The organism is Bacteroides sp. MSB163, from assembly GCF_036416795.1.
In the GTDB taxonomy this organism is placed as follows: Bacteria; Bacteroidota; Bacteroidia; order Bacteroidales; family Bacteroidaceae; genus Bacteroides; species Bacteroides maternus.
On record NZ_CP143867.1, the window covers coordinates 271256 to 290364 of the forward strand.

Sequence of the window (19109 nt, forward strand, 5' to 3'; positions counted from 1 at the left end):
TTCACAAATAAAATTCAACACAATAAAACACTAATCAAAAATTTATTCAATATTTATTAGTTAGGCGCACATATACTTTTTTTGCAATACCATAAATTCCAATTTTATAGCACAATAATCTCAAAATATGCTCAATTTGGTTCTTACAAGTTTGTGGAAAATATTTTTTAAATAAAGCATCAGATTCCATATATTCTGCATCGTGCATAAATTCTTCCCGCTTCTGATTGTATTGTACAGACCTTTTCATTTCGGCTGTTCCTGCAATCAGTTTTTCAATTTTAACTTCTTCGAAATAAAGAAGTTTACTAACCTGTGAAAATATATATCTTCCTTTCTGCGTATGTATCAGCACCCTTGTTACCCCTTTATCACTATCTATTTTTTTCGTAAAACGTCCTACATCAAAACAATCCCAAATCGTAAAATCACTAACACGGTACTGCTTCTTGAATTTACAATCATAACAAGAAGGTCTATTACACATACCAGAAAAGAAAGCCCTCAACCAAAGGTCACTCTCTACCCCTTGATGATAATTACCGTTATTCTTATCTGTAATAATATTCATTGTAGAATATTTGTATCCATAGTATTTATCTCGGAATCGTACTTTCCGTATTTTTTCCTTTAAGTGACTTTGTTTTAGTTCTATATATTTCTTAAATACAAAAGGAGAAGGCACCGCTCTACAGACTACATCAACTAAAACTAGATTTTCATAATCTTTCTTCAGATAATGTTTTAATCCTTCAATTTGACAAGGAGTACCACTAAAACATACTAACCTTCCTTGATTTAAAAATAATTTTACCGTATCGTATATATTTTTCCCCAGAGAACTCTGTATATATTTACTATTTCTGAATAATTGCAAATCTTCCTCTTTATCTACGTATGTATGATAAGCCATCAAAGTATCACTTAATGCAACTCCAAATACAAGTCCATCTTTATCAATCACATATTTGGATATTGCAGAAAAAGCTCCACCAGCAGTACTTTCTTTCAATATTTGTAAATTCTTATTTTGCACTACATAACCTTTTTGTTCAAAAGGCCTCTCCTCATAAAGATTTATAATAGGACAAGTCTTATCACATAAACCGCAATTAATGCACGATTTCATTTCAATATCAGGATACGCAAAACCTTCACTGTCCCTTTTCATTTCAATACATCCTTTAGGACATATAGCAGCACACGCTCCGCATCCACAACATTCTTTTTTATCTTTTATCTCTATCATCTGTTAAATCTCGCCACCTAATTAGACCTACATCAAATTAGAATTATTCCATAACGCTTTTTTCAAATACGAGTATGAATATTCACGCAAAGCATCCAATAAACCATGCACTTTTTCATAATCAATATACATACACAAACAAGCATTAACATCTTCATCTCCATTTAGTATACGACCTTTTATATTGAGTAAATCAAATAAAGTATCAAGTCGGCTATTAGTAGATTGCTTTGTCAACTGTGTATAGCGTCTAAATACATAAAAATTCTTTGAATATAATATAGAAAAAACAGAACAATGAAATGAATCAGTACAAATATGTGTTGCATTTTTTATTAGCCTAACAAAATCCATGGGACCTACATTATAAGGAGTAACATCAGCATACCCTTCATCACATTTTACATAGTGATCAACATGTGTTAAGGCAACAACTTTCAATTTGGTTTCCATTCTTAATCTCTTTACAAATTCCCTATGTACAGTAGTTTTCCCTATAAAATAACAAAATATATAAGGTTCTCTTTCCACAGAGCTTTGTTCTTGCACTTCCAACCATTCATCGCCTGTAAGAAGTAAAGTAGGATCACACACAACCGGAACTTTCCGACCAGTAATTTGTTCAATCAATGCTTGTCCAGATTGCTCCCTCACACTCACATGTTTAATTCTTGGTATAAATTTCCGCACCATCTCGGCCGTATCCCTAGGAAGGGATGATACACCAAAACTTGTTGCATAAGCAATAGAGTTCACACTTTCAGGCACAAAGTTTAATGTATAATAATTAGCTGCAATATTTGCTGGAAGCCAAAGTTGATCACTGCCAATCAATACTACCTCATATTTTTCTTCACATTTTTTAGATAGACTATCTATGGATGAATATTCTTCCGAGAGACGAATATATTTCTGTTTGAATTCATCAAATTTCAAATCTCTATATTTAATACTCTTTGTATATTCATTTGACAGAAATCGTTTTTCTAATAAGTTCTTAGCCTTCCCTAAACGAGTACGAAAAATATCCGAAGTAATGCCTGATTTCAAAATATATAAATATTGTGAACGACGGAGATCTTTTAAAAAGCCAGTGACATTAACCGTTTCATTTTCCACATTAAGCTTATCTAACACCTTCTGCGTAGCATAAGCCTGCAACATGCTACCATAATTATGTATAAAATAGCATGATACTATCGCTGTTTTTTTCATAAATAAATTGTTTAAAAGACATTTTGCCCCACATTATTTACCATTACTAACAAATCATAAATATTAGGAACATATCATACGAATCAGCACCTCAAAGCAAATAATTATTTAATCCCTTCTAAAAATATCCCTTGTATACACTTTCTCGTTAACATCATCAAGACAAGCTTCATATCTGTTTGCAATAATTGCATGACTTCTTTGTTTAAATACATCTAGATTATTTACCACCTTACTACCGAAAAAGGTACTACCATCTTCCAATGTAGGTTCATAGATGATAACCACTGCACCTTTAGCTTTCACACGTTTCATGATACCTTGAATAGATGATTGGCGAAAATTATCCGAATTAGATTTCATTGTTAACCGATATACACCAATCACACAATTTTTCTCCTCATTGGGTTTGTAATCACCGCGATTGTAATAATCGTAATAGCCAGCTTTGCAAAGAACACGGTCAGCAATAAAATCTTTTCGGGTAGAATTTGAATCAACAATTGCTTGTATCAAATTCTCAGGGACATCAGCATAGTTAGCAAGGAGTTGTTTAGTATCTTTAGGTAAACAATAACCACCATAACCAAATGATGGATTATTATAATGCATGCCAATACGTGGATCAAGACTCACACCATTAATAATTGCTTGCGCATCCAAACCCTTCATTTCAGCATAAGTATCCAACTCATTAAAATAAGACACGCGAAGAGCGAGGTAAGTATTCGCAAAAAGTTTTACAGCTTCCGCCTCAGTCAACCCCATAAACAATGTATCAATATTCTCTTTAAGAGCCCCCTCTTGCAACAAAGCCGCAAAAGTTTGCGCAGCTTCTTCCAATCGTTTGTTGCCATTAGGCCTACCTACAATAATACGACTAGGATAGAGATTATCATAAAGAGCCTTACTCTCACGTAAAAATTCTGGTGAAAAAAGGATATTTTCCGTATTCATTTTTTTACACACACATTCCGTATAGCCTACAGGTATAGTACTTTTAATCACCATAATAGCATTTGGATTAACTCTCTTCACCAATTCAATCACTTCTTCTACATGACTTGTATCAAAGTAGTTTTTCACAGGATCATAATTAGTTGGAGCGGCAATGACTACAAAATCAGCGTTCCTATAAGCAGCTTCACCATCCAATGTAGCATATAGATTCAATTTTCTCTGAGCTAAATATTCCTCAATATATTTATCTTGTATTGGAGATAGCCGATTATTTATAAGATCCACTTTTTCAGGTATTACATCAACAGCTGTTACTTGATGATGTTGACTTAACAAAGTGGCTATACTCAACCCTACATAGCCTGTTCCAGCTACTGCAATCTTAATATCCTTTTCCATTATCTACATATTTATTTAAAAATCATTTAAAACTAAATGAGAATTAGTTTATTACTCATAATAAATCTAGTATACATTTCAATTACTTACAGAATTTATTATACATTATAATATAGATGGAGTATCAATATAACCTCTTGCACTATTTACAATCTCTTCCAGACAGTTCATCCAGTAGAATTCTATGAGATAAAATCAAATGCTTATATACAAACATCTGCCGCTTTCTGTTACTAATCTTAATACTATTAGTCGCCCTATCTTCCTTATGATATATCTTCAAAGTTGGTAGATATACAGACTTAAGTCCACATTTTTTGAGTCTTAAAAAAAGAAGCTCTTCTTCATGGTATAAGAATGTGCGAGCATTTATTCCATCAAACTGCTCAATATAATTAGGAGAAAAAATCCAAAAGCATCCATGCAACTGTACATTTTCGACTCTTTTGTTTATTTCTTTAGCTTTTGTAGAAGATTTCTTGTGGGTAATTCTGCACATAATACTTCTGATACACATATCTACCCCCAACCAATTCATCAAAGCATATATACAATATCTCACTATTTGCCTTCGGCAATACCCCTTAGAAGGTAATTGATTTCTGCCAGGATTACTATCATATGGAGGCGTTGGTGTTATTACCATTGGACCAAGTACAGCAAAATGACTCAACTTATACTCATTTTCAACTTGATAACAAAATGAATTATCAAGTAGTAATGTATCATTATTTAGCATAACAATAAAATCCGCTCCACGTTCCTTCGCATATTTAAATCCAACATTATTGCCTCGCGCAAACCCCAAATTTTCCGAATTCATCAGTACCTGTACTTCGTCATCCTCTGCATATTTTAATTTTAACAACGATCCCGAACTATCAGGAGAACAATTATCTACTACAATAATATCCCTAGACCTAGCCGATATATACTTTTTAATTGAATCAATACACTCAATTGTATCAGTAAAGGTATTATAATGGAGTATAACAAAAGAAAATTTTGTCATGATTGATTAAAAATAAATTCTTTGTAAAATTCTTCATATTGTTTTACTATTGGCACCCAATTCATTTTTTTTCGCCAAATAGATTCTATATTACACCTCATTAAGTTTATTTTCTGAGGATTTTTCAACCAATCATCAATTTTACATGTAAGAGCATTAACATCACATGGCGGAATAATAGCTCCTGTTACTCCATCAGTTACAGCATCAGGTAGCGCTCCTACATCAGTTGCAATAACAGGTACATTAAGAGAAAAAGCCGTCTGGATTACCCCACTCTGGGTAGCATCTTTATAAGGACATACAGCAAATAGACAACCTCTAAGCAATCCTACCAATTCAGGAATCCCAATATAGCAGTTACGTATTTCTATATAATCTTGTTCCTCATACAAAGATTTATCAAAATATATTTTACCACCACCCGCAACAACAAGTTTGATATTCGCATATTTTTCATGAATATATTTCATTGATTCAAGCAAAATCTCAACCCCCTTATACTGAGATATATAACCAAAAAATAAAATATAAGGTTTATCTTTTGTCTCAGACAAACATTTAACATTTCTCATATAATCGAATTCACCCATTTGGGTCACAAGAATTTTACTAAAAGGATAATTGTAATACTCGCAAAACATTCTTACATTTCGATTATTTAGCATAACTATTCTGTCAATCAAAGCAATACTTAGCCTACGGTATAATTCAAATTTGAGACTCTCTTTTCCTGAATGCGGAAACGGATCATGTAATGTTAATACAATTTTCTTTCGAAAAGCATATAATAATAACTTAATTCCCATTAAAGGCCAAGTAATGTGAATAATATTAGCACGAAAAGATTTAATATGTTTTACAAGTTTCAAATACAACAAAATTGTTTTTGGATGCAATCCTAAACTTTTAGTACTATTTACAACAAATATTTTATTAAGATCTATATAATCTTTATACATCAAGAATTCCTGATATTCTGAAGCTTTAAAAATCCCATTTTTAGGGATCTGTTCTTTTATATCAATCAAACCCGCTCTTAATCTAAAACTATTTATTTGTATATAATAATACACATCAATACCCTGTTGCTGAAAAGCTCGAATCAAAGGAAAATCATTGTCTGTAAATGGAAGTTGGCTAAAATACACTATCTTCATAACCGGCCTATTCAATCAGTATATATTTACAATAAAACATCTAACAAAATAATATATAATATTCTATTTCGTTATCCCTAAATCAATAAAGACTTGCTTCATACTTTCATTATATAATATATTATATGATTGTGCAAACAGTCTACACTTTTCATAATCAAATGACATTATCTTCCTTATGATTTCCCGAGGTGTAGGATATTGCATTTTAGTCTTGTATGCATATAAGTAATTAATTAAGCTTGCCGCTTTCAGAATATGATATGTTTTACTTGATTCTTGTTTATACTCTTTAAAGATCCCTCCCATTTTTTTAGAAACAGTTCCATATTCATCAAAACAAAAAAAGGGCGTAGAATTATGTATTGACACAACGATTGGATGCATTCTCTCTCCAATATACCCTTTTGCATATTTTATAAGTGCATACCAGTCAATTGGAGAAAGTGGTAATTCAATTCTTTTGCTAACACCAGCATCAATTAAACCTTCTGGCATAGGAAAGATTACAGGCTCAACCTCGTACCTTTCAAGTTCTTCAGCAAGTTTCTTTATGTATGATCGTTTCATATATTTACTACTAAAACTGAGCAATACATAATTAGCCTTAAGATTAAATTTTTGCAATATATCTTCTTTAGTAGGAATGCTAATATAACAATTTGTATTAAAAGAGAAAACTGGGTCAGGCGTTATTTTAACATTTCTAAATTTGGACAATTCCTCTACCATTTCTTTTGTCCATTCATCCCTCACTGTTACACTTTTATAATGATTAATTCCTTCATAAAAGTATAACCGCTCATTTTTATTTAAAAGGTAATATGGACAATTCTGTGAAGAGACAGAAAAGGCACAAATTGGAATAGATCTATGTAATTTTGTATAATAATCACAGAAAAAAGGATTTGCGTGTTTATCTTCGACTGAAAGTACTTTAATAGAAACATAAGAAAATTTCTTTTTTGAAAATCTTTTGCGACATACTTCAGGAACATATTTAAAAAGTGCATCACTTCCTGCAATGATAGCTTCAATATGATTTTCTTCTATCACTTCCAATAAATCTTCTTCAGATCTACATAATTTTGAAACAGGCAACACCTCATTCGTAAAGTTTAAATGTTCTTTAACTTGAATTTCAGGAATACGCTCAACATACATATCTTCCAAATCTTGAGGATACCAATGTAAAACAATTGGATCATGTCCCATTTTTTTTACATAACCAACAGTAGATATAGTCTGTAATTGCGCTCCAAAATTTGGGACGCAATGGTAAGTTAAGATTCCTATTTTCATTTTAATATAGCTTTATTCTTTTTTATGTTTTGGTCGAGCATATATAAAAATACAGCATAAGCCATCATACCTACAGACCATATAGCCCAGAAGTCAAATATTATCAGAAACATTTTCATTATAAAAAAGTATTTAAACCACTTATCGATAAATTTCCAATTTCTTAGAAATATATATATGTACCATACAATGGCAGAAACTCCCAAAAGACCGAATTTTGAATAATAACCAATAATACCTACGTCAGCTTGGTACAATCCATAATCCGCCAAGCGCTCAAGTTGTCCTTTAAGTAAACTACCTTCGCCTTCAAGTCCTGCTCCCCATAACGGATATAAGGGTGAATTTGAGAAATCAAAGAGAAAATATTGGGCCGAAATATAACGAATAAAGTCCTCACCTTCTCCTTGTGCCTCATTTGCACGCTCTGACATCTCTGCATAACCTGCAAAAAAAGTCTCAAAAAGAAAAAGAAGTAATAACAAAGCAATGCATACATACACATATTTCCTCTTTCCCTTAACTGTCAAGACTGAATATGCCAAGATAGCCAATGTTGCAAAAATATGCTTGCGAGATCCATAACATAGTAAACCTGCCATAAGTAAAATAGCTATAAGAACAGATTTAACCATATTCTTATTCGTCTTTTTCGTTAAATCAATGCATCGGAATAACCAATAAGAAAAAGAAATCATAACAATATCAACGCCCCATATATAAAAACGCCATATTCCCATTCGTTCATTAACACTATTATTTTGTAAAAATCTTCCAGAAAACCAAAATGTCGGATATGTAAATTGTTGACCTATCTCAAGAATAACCCATACAACACTAAGAAATGTCAGTACAGACATCAAAGCTTTAGTACTATATTGCCATTTATGTAAGACTAAAAATAGAAATAAACCATAAGATAATACAATAGAAGCCTTTACTGTTGATATGACACTCTGATTCCACTCAATATAAGCCGGAATAAAACTAATGAAGATTGTCACAATAGTCCATTTAACAATTCGAACTATACCTGTAGTATCATTTATTGAGATTTTCCTATATATAAACAAGATTACAATATATATAGCAAATAATAATCCCGCTAATTTTGGAGGAAGCCCATCTATTTTTAAATAAGGAATATAGCTCCAAAATTGCATTGATAATAATATACTAAACAATACCAATACATTCTTTGTCGTTTTTTCTCCAATACTTTTCATTCGTTGATTTGCTAATTTTATGATTATCAATAATGACTAAACTACCCATATATCAATTAGACATAAGAAAAACCAAAAAAGTTAGCCTATACAATTATAAATAAAAATCATTCCCCAAAAAACAATCGTTTTAACCATGAGCTCATCACGATAATTTTATATACAACAAGCGACAAGCTAATAGAGAAAATAGTAAGTACTGTAGCATACAGAATTTGTATTGTAACCGAAGTTATTGCATTCTGTTGAAGTATAAAACTACCGACTTGTGGCAATTGGATAACAAATGCAATATGAAGAATATAAATAGGCAAACTGTGACGTCCCAAATAGGATAGTACAGAACGCATACGCATATATATCCCATGAGAAAAAGTATAAAAAACAATAAGAGACCCTAACAATGGAAGTAAGTACCCCCCCAATTTAACACAGTATAGTGGAATTATGCCTAAATCTTCAAAATATCGACTAATAAAAAGTATAAAAAAGGAAAGTATTGCTATAGTATAAAACCATGATTGTTCTATAAATACATGAAACAGTGATTTATACTTACGCAATAATACACCCATACCAAATGGTATCAATGCACCAACAAAACGTCCCAAATCGATTCCCAATATCTTCCAAGTTGTAACACAACTGAAACGAAAAATAGCATAAATCATTAGGATAAAAACAATATCAAACAACAGCCTTCTCTTTCTATTAATCCTCTCCATTACAACCATCATAAGGAAACCTAATATAGAAAGTTCAAAAAGACACAATAGAAACCAATAACCTATTGCTCCTCTCAACACATATACAATCCAAATTGTACAAAGCCAAGGAATAAATAAACGACTTATCTTTTTTTTGAGAAATGGGATTTTGCCAATCATATATTTTGTATGATAAAAATCCAGAAACCATAAAAAACAAAGGCATATGAAAAGAATAAATTATCTGCCAAACCAGTCCACCCAATTTTATATTTGACAACTGCTTAAAATCATAAATACAAACAGTTTTATAATCAGTATAGTTCCAAGCGATGACATGTCCCATAACCATCAAAAATATAGCAAACCCTTTAATGGAATCAATATATTCAAATCTTTCTTTCATAAAGTCATGATATTAAATAAAATGATACGGATTCCGTGGATTATATTGATAGTCTTTCTTTTCACGATAACTTATTATCTTAGCTGGTACACCTCCAACAATTGCATAAGGAGGTACATCCTTTGTAACTACAGCCCCGGAAGCAACTATTGCCCCCCGTCCGATGTTAACACCTGGCAGAATTATAGCACGAGAGCAGATCCAAGAATATGAACCAAGCACAACAGGTGCTCCTGCACCTCTAAAGTCATCAGAATTGTAGTCATGGTGCAAAGTCCATATTAAAACATGACTAGCTATTACACAGCCTTCTTCTATACATAATCCCTTTCGCGCATCAAGTATTACATGCTTCCCTATTGAGTTCTTACCTTTTATTATAAGTTTCTGAGGAGCACGTAGCTCTATATGCCGATACATATAGACATCCTTTCCCATTTTTACACCATACAAACGCGTATACACTAACCGCCGTAAATGGCGACTAAATAAAACCGGTGTCAATTCATTTAATATAAGTTCATAAAATGATTTTTTCCAAAGCATAAAATTTCACTTTAAGCACCTTAATATATCAATAACAAACATTTCAAATTCAAAATACGTTCTTTTACAAATTGTTTAATGCGAGTTCGCAAATAGTCTCTTTTAAAAGATCTATATGCTTGTTCTAAGTCCACGTGTAATACACTTTCAACTAAATCTACATAAGATAATGATTCAGGATTTTGATAGATAGTATATCTTTCTGGTGGTATAAGCCTATTAGCTGGTAAAAGTGCATCTTGAGAAAATGTCTCAGATGCAAGAACTGGCGTTAAAATAAATTCATCAGACAATAAATCAACGATTTTTTTACCTTTACCTGTATTACAGAGTAAAGAACTAATTCCATTTTTTCTATTATTTATATTGAACAGTCTTTTATACCTTGCTGCATGTCCCCAAGCATCGCCTACCGTCAAATCCCCATATCGTCCTTTGTCTCTAAATGGACAGTCATAACAAGACTCTCTAATATTGTAATTCTTACCATCACCACTATATGCAAAACTTCGATATGTCGGAGACGCTTTTGCATGCCGTTCTACATGTTTTTTTCTTCCTTCTGAATCTGTTATATCAAAATTCACAACTCCTCCCAAAGACCACGGATATATCCTTTTACTTCGAAAACGAAAATTGGAAAGTCTCCCTTGGAATTTATTCTCCCAATAAGCCACTTCAAGAGGCATTAATTTTGAACTAAATACACCATGACAGATAATATCTATAGTTAATAGATTCTCATAAGATTTCCTCAAAAAAGATTTTAACCCTGCAATCTGACATGGCGTTCCTATATAAAGAACCTGCTCTTTAGCAAGGAGCATTTTTTTCACCTCACCGTAAGTTTCACTAGCATTACTTTGTAAATATTTAGAGTTTCTTGTTTTTTCTAAAGTTACCAAATCATGCACACAAACATACTTGGCCTTCCAATCTTCTTCATCAAGAACAACTCCAAAGACATACCCACCATGCAAAATATACCACTGTCCAATCCATGTACAAAGCCCAATAGTCGCACTATTTAATCCATACTCCGGACTCTTCGATGTAACCAAGTAGGATTTTTCATTCAAGTATTCATTCGCCTGATGGCTATTTGACATTACCGGACATATAACATCACATAACCCACAATGTACACATTTCTCACGATTCAAGAACGGATAGTAAAAGCCTTCTTCATCTTCTTGCATCGTCAATGCCATGTGTGAACAAATACACGCACATGCACCGCAACCCGTACAATTCTTCTTTTCTTTAGTAAAGATATAACTTTTAAATTTCATTAATTATTCATTTCAAAAAAGACCAAACTTTATTTGCGAGTTTTAAAGGTAAATATCGAAATATGAAATACTGTACTTTGGCATTGGAAGTACATTTTGTATAAGGAATAAAGCAAAGTTTCTTGACTCCACATGAAGAAAGCATACGATCAATTCGTGCATCAAATTTAAAATCATAATAAAAATTTAGTTCTGCTCTATACTGATCAACGACTCTTTTTAAACCTTCTTCCAATGATATTTTAAAAATTAAATTAGGAACAGCTGCTTTTATTTTACTATTATCAAACAAAGCATTTAAGCATCTATCCCCTAACAATTCATTTTTATATTCTGGTAAGCAATTTACTATTTTCTCTACTGGTAAATCAACTATATTAGGAGTCTGATTGAGTATTTTATAAAGCGCAAGAATTACATCTCTCCACCTATAATTATAATCACTTGTTATATGAAAGTCTTCGTTCTGTGCTTTCTCATTTAAAAAAAGACCCACAACAGCTTCCGCAAAATCTATAGTATGCGTTAAGGTGCAATAATTATTCCCTCCGTTCCAAATAAACATAGGTTTACCACTAACAATACGCTCTATAATGGTGCGATGATATTTATGAGCTGGGGCAATACCTAAAGGAATTCTAATGTCATTATAAGTAATATAAGGCCTAACTATAGTATAATAACAGCCTGAACCTCGATTAGCTGTTATAAGAATTTGTTCTGCCTCATACTTTTGTATATTATATTGCCATAAAATATTAGGTTTTCTTGTCTGTTCCGTTATGAAAGTTTTATCCTCACTGTCTCTACAATAAACACAAGCTGATGATATAAAAATATATTGTATACATTTATTAGATAACACAGAATATAATCGTTCAATATTTTCAGCAGTTCTTGAAAAAAAATCAATAATAACTTCATAACTCTTTCCTTCTAGAGTTTGAATAACTGTTTCTATATTATATAAATTCGCTTTGTGAATAGAAACCCTATTATCCACTCTTTCATTATTATTTCCTCGATTAAGTATAGATACGTCATAACCTTTTTCTAAAGAAAGTTTCATAATATCCGAACTTAACGTACCAGTACCACCTAACAATAAAATTCTCATAGAAAAACTATTTCTTTTTAAATAATTTCCTAATTTTAGATTTCACAAAAGCGCGTTCATTTGACGTACATCCTACATAATAAATCACAGTACTTGTTGATATAAAGCTTCCTACTACTACCAATACTATTCTCAAAACTCTATCTCCAACAACATTATAAATCAACATAGGAAATATACATGACAATACACTTACTATTATTATGTTCATATATACTTCTCGTATAAAATTCCTCGCCGATAAGCCTGTCTTTTTTCTGAGCATAACAATACGAATAATAAAACAACCTTGAGAAATAACAATAGCAAGAAGTATAGTGCTTTCTGGCTCAAATCCCCAATAAAGAAGTAAATATGAAAATGGAAAATTCATCATATTTAACCCACCAACAATAATACTATAATTCCGAATTTTACCCGTAGCCAACATTACCGTTATCAATGGTAATGATATAGATTCACACATTGCCAATACAAGAATTAAGCGAACAAAATTCACTGTATGTTCAGGGACTACTTTAAGCCATACAGACAGTATACAATCAGTCTCTATTATTATAGGGAGTGAAAGTAATAATAACATATAGAAAGACAACCTGGAACCTTTATATAACAACTTCATTAGATACTCGCTATCTGAAGATGCATATGACTTTGTAATCTGTGGATTAAGAGCTGTCATAAAATTACGAACAAAACTCTGAGTTGCATTATTTACTTGGACTGCAATACCACGTGCTGCATTAACAGTTGTTCCGCAAAATAAATTAATAACAATATTTACACCTTGATCTTTTAAAACTCCTGCCGAGGAACCTATTAAATTCCAACCAGCAAAACCTGCCATCTCTCTCAACACTTCTTTATCATAAATAAAGCGATAAGTACATTCTTTAAAGTGTCTCTTACAATAATAAGCATATACAAAACGTATAATAAGTGCTACAATCAACAACAGTACTGCATACACTTTCAATTTATCAAATATAACTATATACAATGCGAAAGCCACTAATAGTTTTAATACCACCTCTAAAATACTTACATAAGCAAAAGCTTTCATCCGTTCGTGTGCAATAATAGCAGCATTATAAGGTATACTTATTAAATTTATCATAAAAGTAAAAATAGAGCATTGCAGCACCCAATTAGCAGCCACTACACGCTCTACAGGTATGTTCATTTGAGTATTTAAGAACCACACACCACCAACTTCCGCCAAGATACATATCAGAAAGGCTAATATGACCTGGATAGTGACAGCCGAGGAAAATATAACTTTCAACCGGTCATATCCTTCTCTTCCCAATTCATAAGTAATAAAACGGCTAATAGCTGCGGACAAAGATCCAGATATGATAGAAAACATAGCTACAACTCCACCAACAACATTGTATATACCGAAATCCTCCACACCTAGAGTGTTCAAAATTATGCGGCTGGTGTATAAAGAAACAGCCATAGTAAGTAACATGCGAAAGTACAGCAACAATGTATTCTTCGCAATTTTTCGATTGTTGAAAGAGGTGTCTGGCATTAAAATGAAACCTTAATAAACCTAAACTAGATCAAATAACGTTCTACTTTCTCAAAATGTCAGTTTGAACTAAAAGTAGATTTTATTATTATACAAACAATATATCTTAGCCAATCAAATAGCCATTACAATTTCATATCTTTAAAATCCTCTTTTATCAAGAGAATATTACTTTCACTCTAATATTCAAAACACTACTTCTGAAACTCACATTTGTAACAAGTGCAGATATAGCATGATTTACCAAAGTAATTTGCAAATAAACGCTCACATACTTTCCATATTATTCAAATTACAGACAACAAGCCATAATGACCAACGTTCAATAACACAAGCTAACTAAACTGATATTAAAATCAAATATCAACATATACTACATAAAATTATTTCTTCTCCTCTTTCTTTTTACCATTTGTCTCATAACCATAACCGTATCCATAACCATAACCATATTTCTTACCATAACCATAGCCATACTTCTTACCATAACCATAACCATAACTATTCTTACGTTTACTCATATCAATACTATTAATAACAGTGGCAAGTTTAGAAAATTTCTTCTCATCACGAAGCGTATTGATATAGCCAAAAGCCGCCTTCGGAGTAACATCAGCACGGCAAACATAGACACACAAATCAGCAACACGACCAATTATAGCAGTATCCGTCACCAAACCAATAGGAGCCGTATCTAAAATAACATAATCATAATGTTCCTTCAAATGTTCAATAGCCTTATCAAGAGCATCACTCGCCACCAGTTCTGTTGGGTTAGGAGGAATAGGTCCCCCTGGAAGAATATCCAAATTAGGACTGATATCGCTGTGCTGAATCATATCAAACAGGTTTGCATGTTTAGGATCACTCAAATAATTAGTAATACCTTCTGCCCGGCGGGACAAGTTGAACACCTTATTCAGACCGGGCTTGCGAATATCCAAACCGGCAATAACAACCTTCTTACCCATATAGGCAAGACTGACAGCAATATTACCGGCAATAAACGATTTACCCTCACCAGGCTGACTGGAACTAACCAGAATAACCTTTTCATCACTTCCCAACATGAAAAGCATATTCGTGCGAAAGGCACGGAAAGTCTCTTCCATTATGTCATTCCTATTCTCACGAACGACAATGGCACCCTCTTCAGGCTTGGCTCCCAAAGGTATCTCACCCAGAACCGCAACATTGGTGATCTTTTCGACATCCTCACGGTTCTCAATCTTATACTTCAACAAATCATTCAGATAAATAATACCCACAGGAATACCCAAACCTAATATCAAAGCAGCAAACATAAAAACTTTTTTACGAGGTGATACAGGGTATTTACCGGATAACGGCTCTTCAATGATACGTCCGTTGTTGGCGGTAGCAGCAAGGGTAATAGCATTCTCCTCACGTTTCTGCAAAAGCATGACGTAAAGAGTAGCTTTAATCTCCTGCTGACGGGAAATGGTCATGAACTCTTTCTCCTGAAGAGGGGCATTACTAATTCGACCTTCAAATTTACGGGCTTGACGTTCAATGTCGTCACGGGTGATCTGAAGCCCCTTCAAAACACTGTTAACAGTAGTTTGAACATTATGACGCATAGCCTCAATGCCTGTATTAATATTCACTACCGCAGGATTATTTTCTGAAGACGTGCGAAGCAAACGCTTACGCTCAATCAACATAGCATTATATTGTTCAATAATTGATGCAAGATTTACGTCCTGTAGCCCTACATTAGCAGGAATAACTTCATCAATATTCTTGGGGTTATTGATATAGTCGCGCAGATAAGTCACTAAGCTGATTTGAGTAGCATTTTCTGTACGCTGTTGTTCATATTTAGAATTTTCTCGCAAAGCAAGTTGAGCATCACTCATTAAGTCTGTCAATCCCGAACGTTGCTTAAAATCAGCGAGTTCACTCTCTGTTGTTCCCAATTCACGATTGATGATACCAATACGCTCTTCAATAAATTCGGCACTTTTTTGAGCAACCTCATTTTTCTCGTCATTGGTATCCTGATTATAGAAAGCGATAAGACGATTGATAAAGTCTATTCCACGTTGCTTAATGGTACTCTGCAAACTCATTAAAGCAATTGTGGTAGTTTTAGAAGCCGGTTCAACGTTCAAATTCTCAGAATAATTCTCGGCCACTATAGTAGGACTAGCAATATAGCCGACCAAATAAATATTTTCTTCTATAGGCCGGATAGTATCATTCAGAATAGCATCATTCACTGTGAAACCAAGTATTCCAACAGGAGTAGAAAGAACAGCAGGAAGTTTATCAAAACTATGTTCTAATGTTTGTTCCTCTTCATTAAGCTTATACTCAGCTTTCACTGTTAGTTTACCATCCTTGGTATACTGTATTTTCAGTTTAACACTTGCTTCCAACTTTTCAGCCTCTTCTGGGGTCATATATACATTAACAGGTGAACTCTTGTATAAAGGAATATTATAACCCAGAGTACGTTCCTCAGAAAGACTAATATAAAGTCCCAAATCATTCACGACCTTCTTTATCAAAGTGCGCGATCTCAGAATCTCTATTTCATTATCAAAGTTATTCGTCATAGAAAACATACCCAAATCTTGCATAGTACCTAAGGGATTATTAGCTGAACTACCACTACGTTTATCATTCTCCTTAATCAATACAGCAGAACTAACATTATAAACAGGAGCTTGATAACGAAGATAAATATAGCAGCCTACTAAACAGATCAGCACACTGGCTACAAACCAGGGCCAATAGACAAAGTATTTAAAGAAGATGGCATACAGATTGATAGATTCGTCACTCTTTGATTGATCACTATCTAAATTTTGGTCGTCTCGCAACATGGGAATATTTACAATTTAACAATTTACGATTGAAATAACAATAAGGGTGATTACCGGACTATATTAACTATCAGACTGGCAATGGATACCAATATGGAAGTAGCACTGAACCAAAGGGTAGTACTACTGCCGATATCAGAATTCTTGGCTTTCGTCTTATTAGGAGTGACATACAGGATATCGTTCTGACGCAAGTAATAATAGGGTGAAAGCACCAAATCGGCATTATTCAGATTCAAAGTGATTATCTCACGTTTTCCTGTGGCATCCTCGCGAATCAGCTTCACATTATCACGAATACCATAAACAGTCATATCACCGGCCATAGCAAGGGCTTCCAGAATATTTACCTTTTCATTACCAACAGTAAACGTTCCCGGACGAGCAACTTCACCCAAAACCGATATCTTGTAATTAGCCATACGTACGGTTACAATCGGACTCTCTTTCAAATAAGGCTGCAACTTCTCCCGAATAAGGTCTTCAGCCTGATTCTTAGTCAAACCACCAACTTGAAGACGCCCAATGACAGGAAAATCTATTTCACCCTTATTATTCACAAGATATTGCTGCAAAGTGGGCTGCGTAGTAGTATTGATATTGGTCAAGGCAGCATTCAACGGTGTCTGTACTGTCAAATTGAATGGAGCAGCAGCCTGAGGGTCAGTAGTATTCACGGTGATACTCAGCAAATCTTTCGGCATGATTTCAGCATCATAAAGAGGAAGAGAATTACTGCCACTATTCACAACTTCAGGGTTCTGCATGTAAGGAACACTCTTATAAGAAGTACAGCCTGCCAGTGCCAAAGGAATAGCCAATACTAAGAGAAATTTTCTGATTTTCATATTTGTTACTTGTTTTTTTAGCAAGAGTAATGATGTTATAAAAATAACTCTCTATTTCCCGAATAAGCGTGCAAAGAAACTTTTCGGTTTTTCCGGTTCAGAACCATACTCATATTTGCGCATGAGATCTTCATAGGTAAGTTTACGGTTAATCATCTCGTAGATCATTCCCCAGTCGGGAAGACCGCCAAGATTACGATCGTCAATAAATACATCCGCTTTCAGTTTGCGGGAAAAATGGTTATTCAAGTTCTTCTCCTCTTCCGGATAGTCACGGTTGACGGCATAAAACTCAAGACCACGCTCACGACAAAAAGCAACTGCCTCGTCCAAAAGCTTACCCTCACGGACACTCCAGAGGATAAGCTTATGGCGTTCGGAACTCAGTTTTTTTAGGGTATCGATGGCGAAAGGAATCTCACGACCGATAGAGGGATAACGATGCTCGACTATGGTACCATCAAAATCTACTGCTATAACCAAAATAAAACAGATTGTGTTAAATTAAATATCAAAGTATACTTGACAACAAGTCAGAAAAGTAAAAGGAAAAGCATATAAATCAGCCCGAACATCATCAAAAGCCAAAAAAGAAACAGAATTCTCATGCTATTCTTCTTACTCATTCGCATACACTTGTTCATCATTATTATATATCATCCGCTGACAAAAGTTCTGACAGCAAGCCTATATTGCAATAGAAACCGGGGACGGGAACGCCTGAGGTGATTTATTGATTTATATTTATGCGTAGAGTCCAGACGCTCCAAACAAAATCCCCGGTTATTTTTTACTCATCGACATATTCCCATGGATAGGGATTCTCTTCTATATTACGAAGTTCTTCAACAGCCTCAATCTGTTCGGATGTAAGAGAAGCCTGCCCCCATCCATCCACAATCTTACGGGCAGACTGTAACAAAGCTTCTTCATAAGTCTCACCATAACAATAGGTCAACAGCCTGACTTTGAGCAAAGAGTCCGGAAGCCGTTCCAAAACATCACAAGCACGCACAAGAATCTCTTGCTTTTTCCGCTCCTTATCACCATAATTGTATATAGTGGCATTGTAACCCATCAGAAGAGCCAAACACAAGTTGGCCTCTTCTTCGATATCGGAACTTTTTGCAGCAAAAAGAGAATCGGATTTCAAGAGAACCTCTTTATTCTGACGACAAAAGTCATCAGAATAAAGAGGCTCACCATCCATGCCGAGATACATTAAAGTATGGGCGGCATGCTGAAGCTCAACAGCACGAGAAAGTAAAGAATTCATTTTAT

17 protein-coding genes are annotated in these 19109 nt (G+C 33.7%); all 17 read right to left on the minus strand.

What is annotated here, in order from left to right; all coding sequences use genetic code 11:
* Positions 1-46: 46 nt before the first annotated feature.
* Entirely contained in the window at positions 47-1249 is a 1203-nt protein-coding gene (locus tag VYM24_RS00910; protein ID WP_330941236.1) for a Coenzyme F420 hydrogenase/dehydrogenase, beta subunit C-terminal domain, read from the minus strand.
* A 27-nt stretch (positions 1250-1276) separates the two neighbouring features.
* Positions 1277-2464: a polysaccharide pyruvyl transferase family protein gene (locus VYM24_RS00915; protein ID WP_330941237.1), complete on the minus strand. Its 1188-nt coding sequence runs from the start codon at positions 2462-2464 to the stop codon at positions 1277-1279.
* Between the two features lie 108 nt (positions 2465-2572).
* Positions 2573-3823: a nucleotide sugar dehydrogenase gene (locus VYM24_RS00920; RefSeq protein WP_061434055.1), complete on the minus strand. Its 1251-nt coding sequence runs from the start codon at positions 3821-3823 to the stop codon at positions 2573-2575.
* Positions 3824-3965: 142 nt separating this feature from the next.
* Positions 3966-4835 carry a glycosyltransferase gene (locus VYM24_RS00925; RefSeq protein WP_061434053.1) on the minus strand — a complete coding sequence of 290 codons (870 nt, stop codon included), beginning with the start codon at positions 4833-4835 and terminating at the stop codon, positions 3966-3968.
* Complete coding sequence (locus VYM24_RS00930) at positions 4832-5995, minus strand: glycosyltransferase family 4 protein (RefSeq protein WP_061434051.1); 1164 nt, start codon at positions 5993-5995, stop codon at positions 4832-4834. The genes VYM24_RS00925 and VYM24_RS00930 overlap by 4 nt, the downstream gene beginning before the upstream one ends.
* Before the next feature lie 63 nt (positions 5996-6058).
* A complete protein-coding gene (locus tag VYM24_RS00935) occupies positions 6059-7297 on the minus strand; it encodes a polysaccharide pyruvyl transferase family protein (protein WP_061434049.1) in 1239 nt (412 codons plus the stop codon).
* A complete protein-coding gene (locus VYM24_RS00940; protein WP_149947376.1) occupies positions 7294-8523 on the minus strand; it encodes a hypothetical protein in 1230 nt (409 codons plus the stop codon). The genes VYM24_RS00935 and VYM24_RS00940 overlap by 4 nt, the downstream gene beginning before the upstream one ends.
* Before the next feature lie 107 nt (positions 8524-8630).
* Positions 8631-9260, minus strand: a complete 630-nt coding sequence (locus VYM24_RS00945; protein ID WP_330941238.1) for a hypothetical protein — start codon at positions 9258-9260, stop codon at positions 8631-8633.
* Between the two features lie 22 nt (positions 9261-9282).
* Positions 9283-9636: an acyltransferase family protein gene (locus VYM24_RS00950; protein WP_330941239.1), complete on the minus strand. Its 354-nt coding sequence runs from the start codon at positions 9634-9636 to the stop codon at positions 9283-9285.
* 12 nt (positions 9637-9648) lie between these two features.
* The gene (locus VYM24_RS00955) at positions 9649-10182 is read right to left on the minus strand and encodes an acyltransferase (protein WP_082787990.1); all 534 of its coding nucleotides are present in this window, start codon (positions 10180-10182) and stop codon (positions 9649-9651) included.
* Positions 10183-10202: 20 nt separating this feature from the next.
* A complete protein-coding gene (locus VYM24_RS00960) occupies positions 10203-11474 on the minus strand; it encodes a Coenzyme F420 hydrogenase/dehydrogenase, beta subunit C-terminal domain (protein WP_061434040.1) in 1272 nt (423 codons plus the stop codon).
* Positions 11475-11481: 7 nt separating this feature from the next.
* Complete coding sequence (locus VYM24_RS00965; RefSeq protein ID WP_061434038.1) at positions 11482-12591, minus strand: NAD-dependent epimerase/dehydratase family protein; 1110 nt, start codon at positions 12589-12591, stop codon at positions 11482-11484.
* 7 nt (positions 12592-12598) lie between these two features.
* Complete coding sequence (locus VYM24_RS00970) at positions 12599-14128, minus strand: lipopolysaccharide biosynthesis protein (protein ID WP_061434036.1); 1530 nt, start codon at positions 14126-14128, stop codon at positions 12599-12601.
* Between the two features lie 383 nt (positions 14129-14511).
* A complete protein-coding gene (locus VYM24_RS00975) occupies positions 14512-16980 on the minus strand; it encodes a GumC family protein (RefSeq protein WP_330941240.1) in 2469 nt (822 codons plus the stop codon).
* Positions 16981-17030: 50 nt separating this feature from the next.
* Entirely contained in the window at positions 17031-17828 is a 798-nt protein-coding gene (locus VYM24_RS00980; RefSeq protein ID WP_007210042.1) for a polysaccharide biosynthesis/export family protein, read from the minus strand.
* Positions 17829-17879: 51 nt separating this feature from the next.
* A complete protein-coding gene (locus VYM24_RS00985; RefSeq protein ID WP_022209274.1) occupies positions 17880-18311 on the minus strand; it encodes a BT0820 family HAD-type phosphatase in 432 nt (143 codons plus the stop codon).
* Between the two features lie 307 nt (positions 18312-18618).
* Positions 18619-19104, minus strand: a complete 486-nt coding sequence (locus tag VYM24_RS00990; protein ID WP_330941241.1) for a UpxZ family transcription anti-terminator antagonist — start codon at positions 19102-19104, stop codon at positions 18619-18621.
* Between the last annotated feature and the right edge of the window lie 5 nt (positions 19105-19109).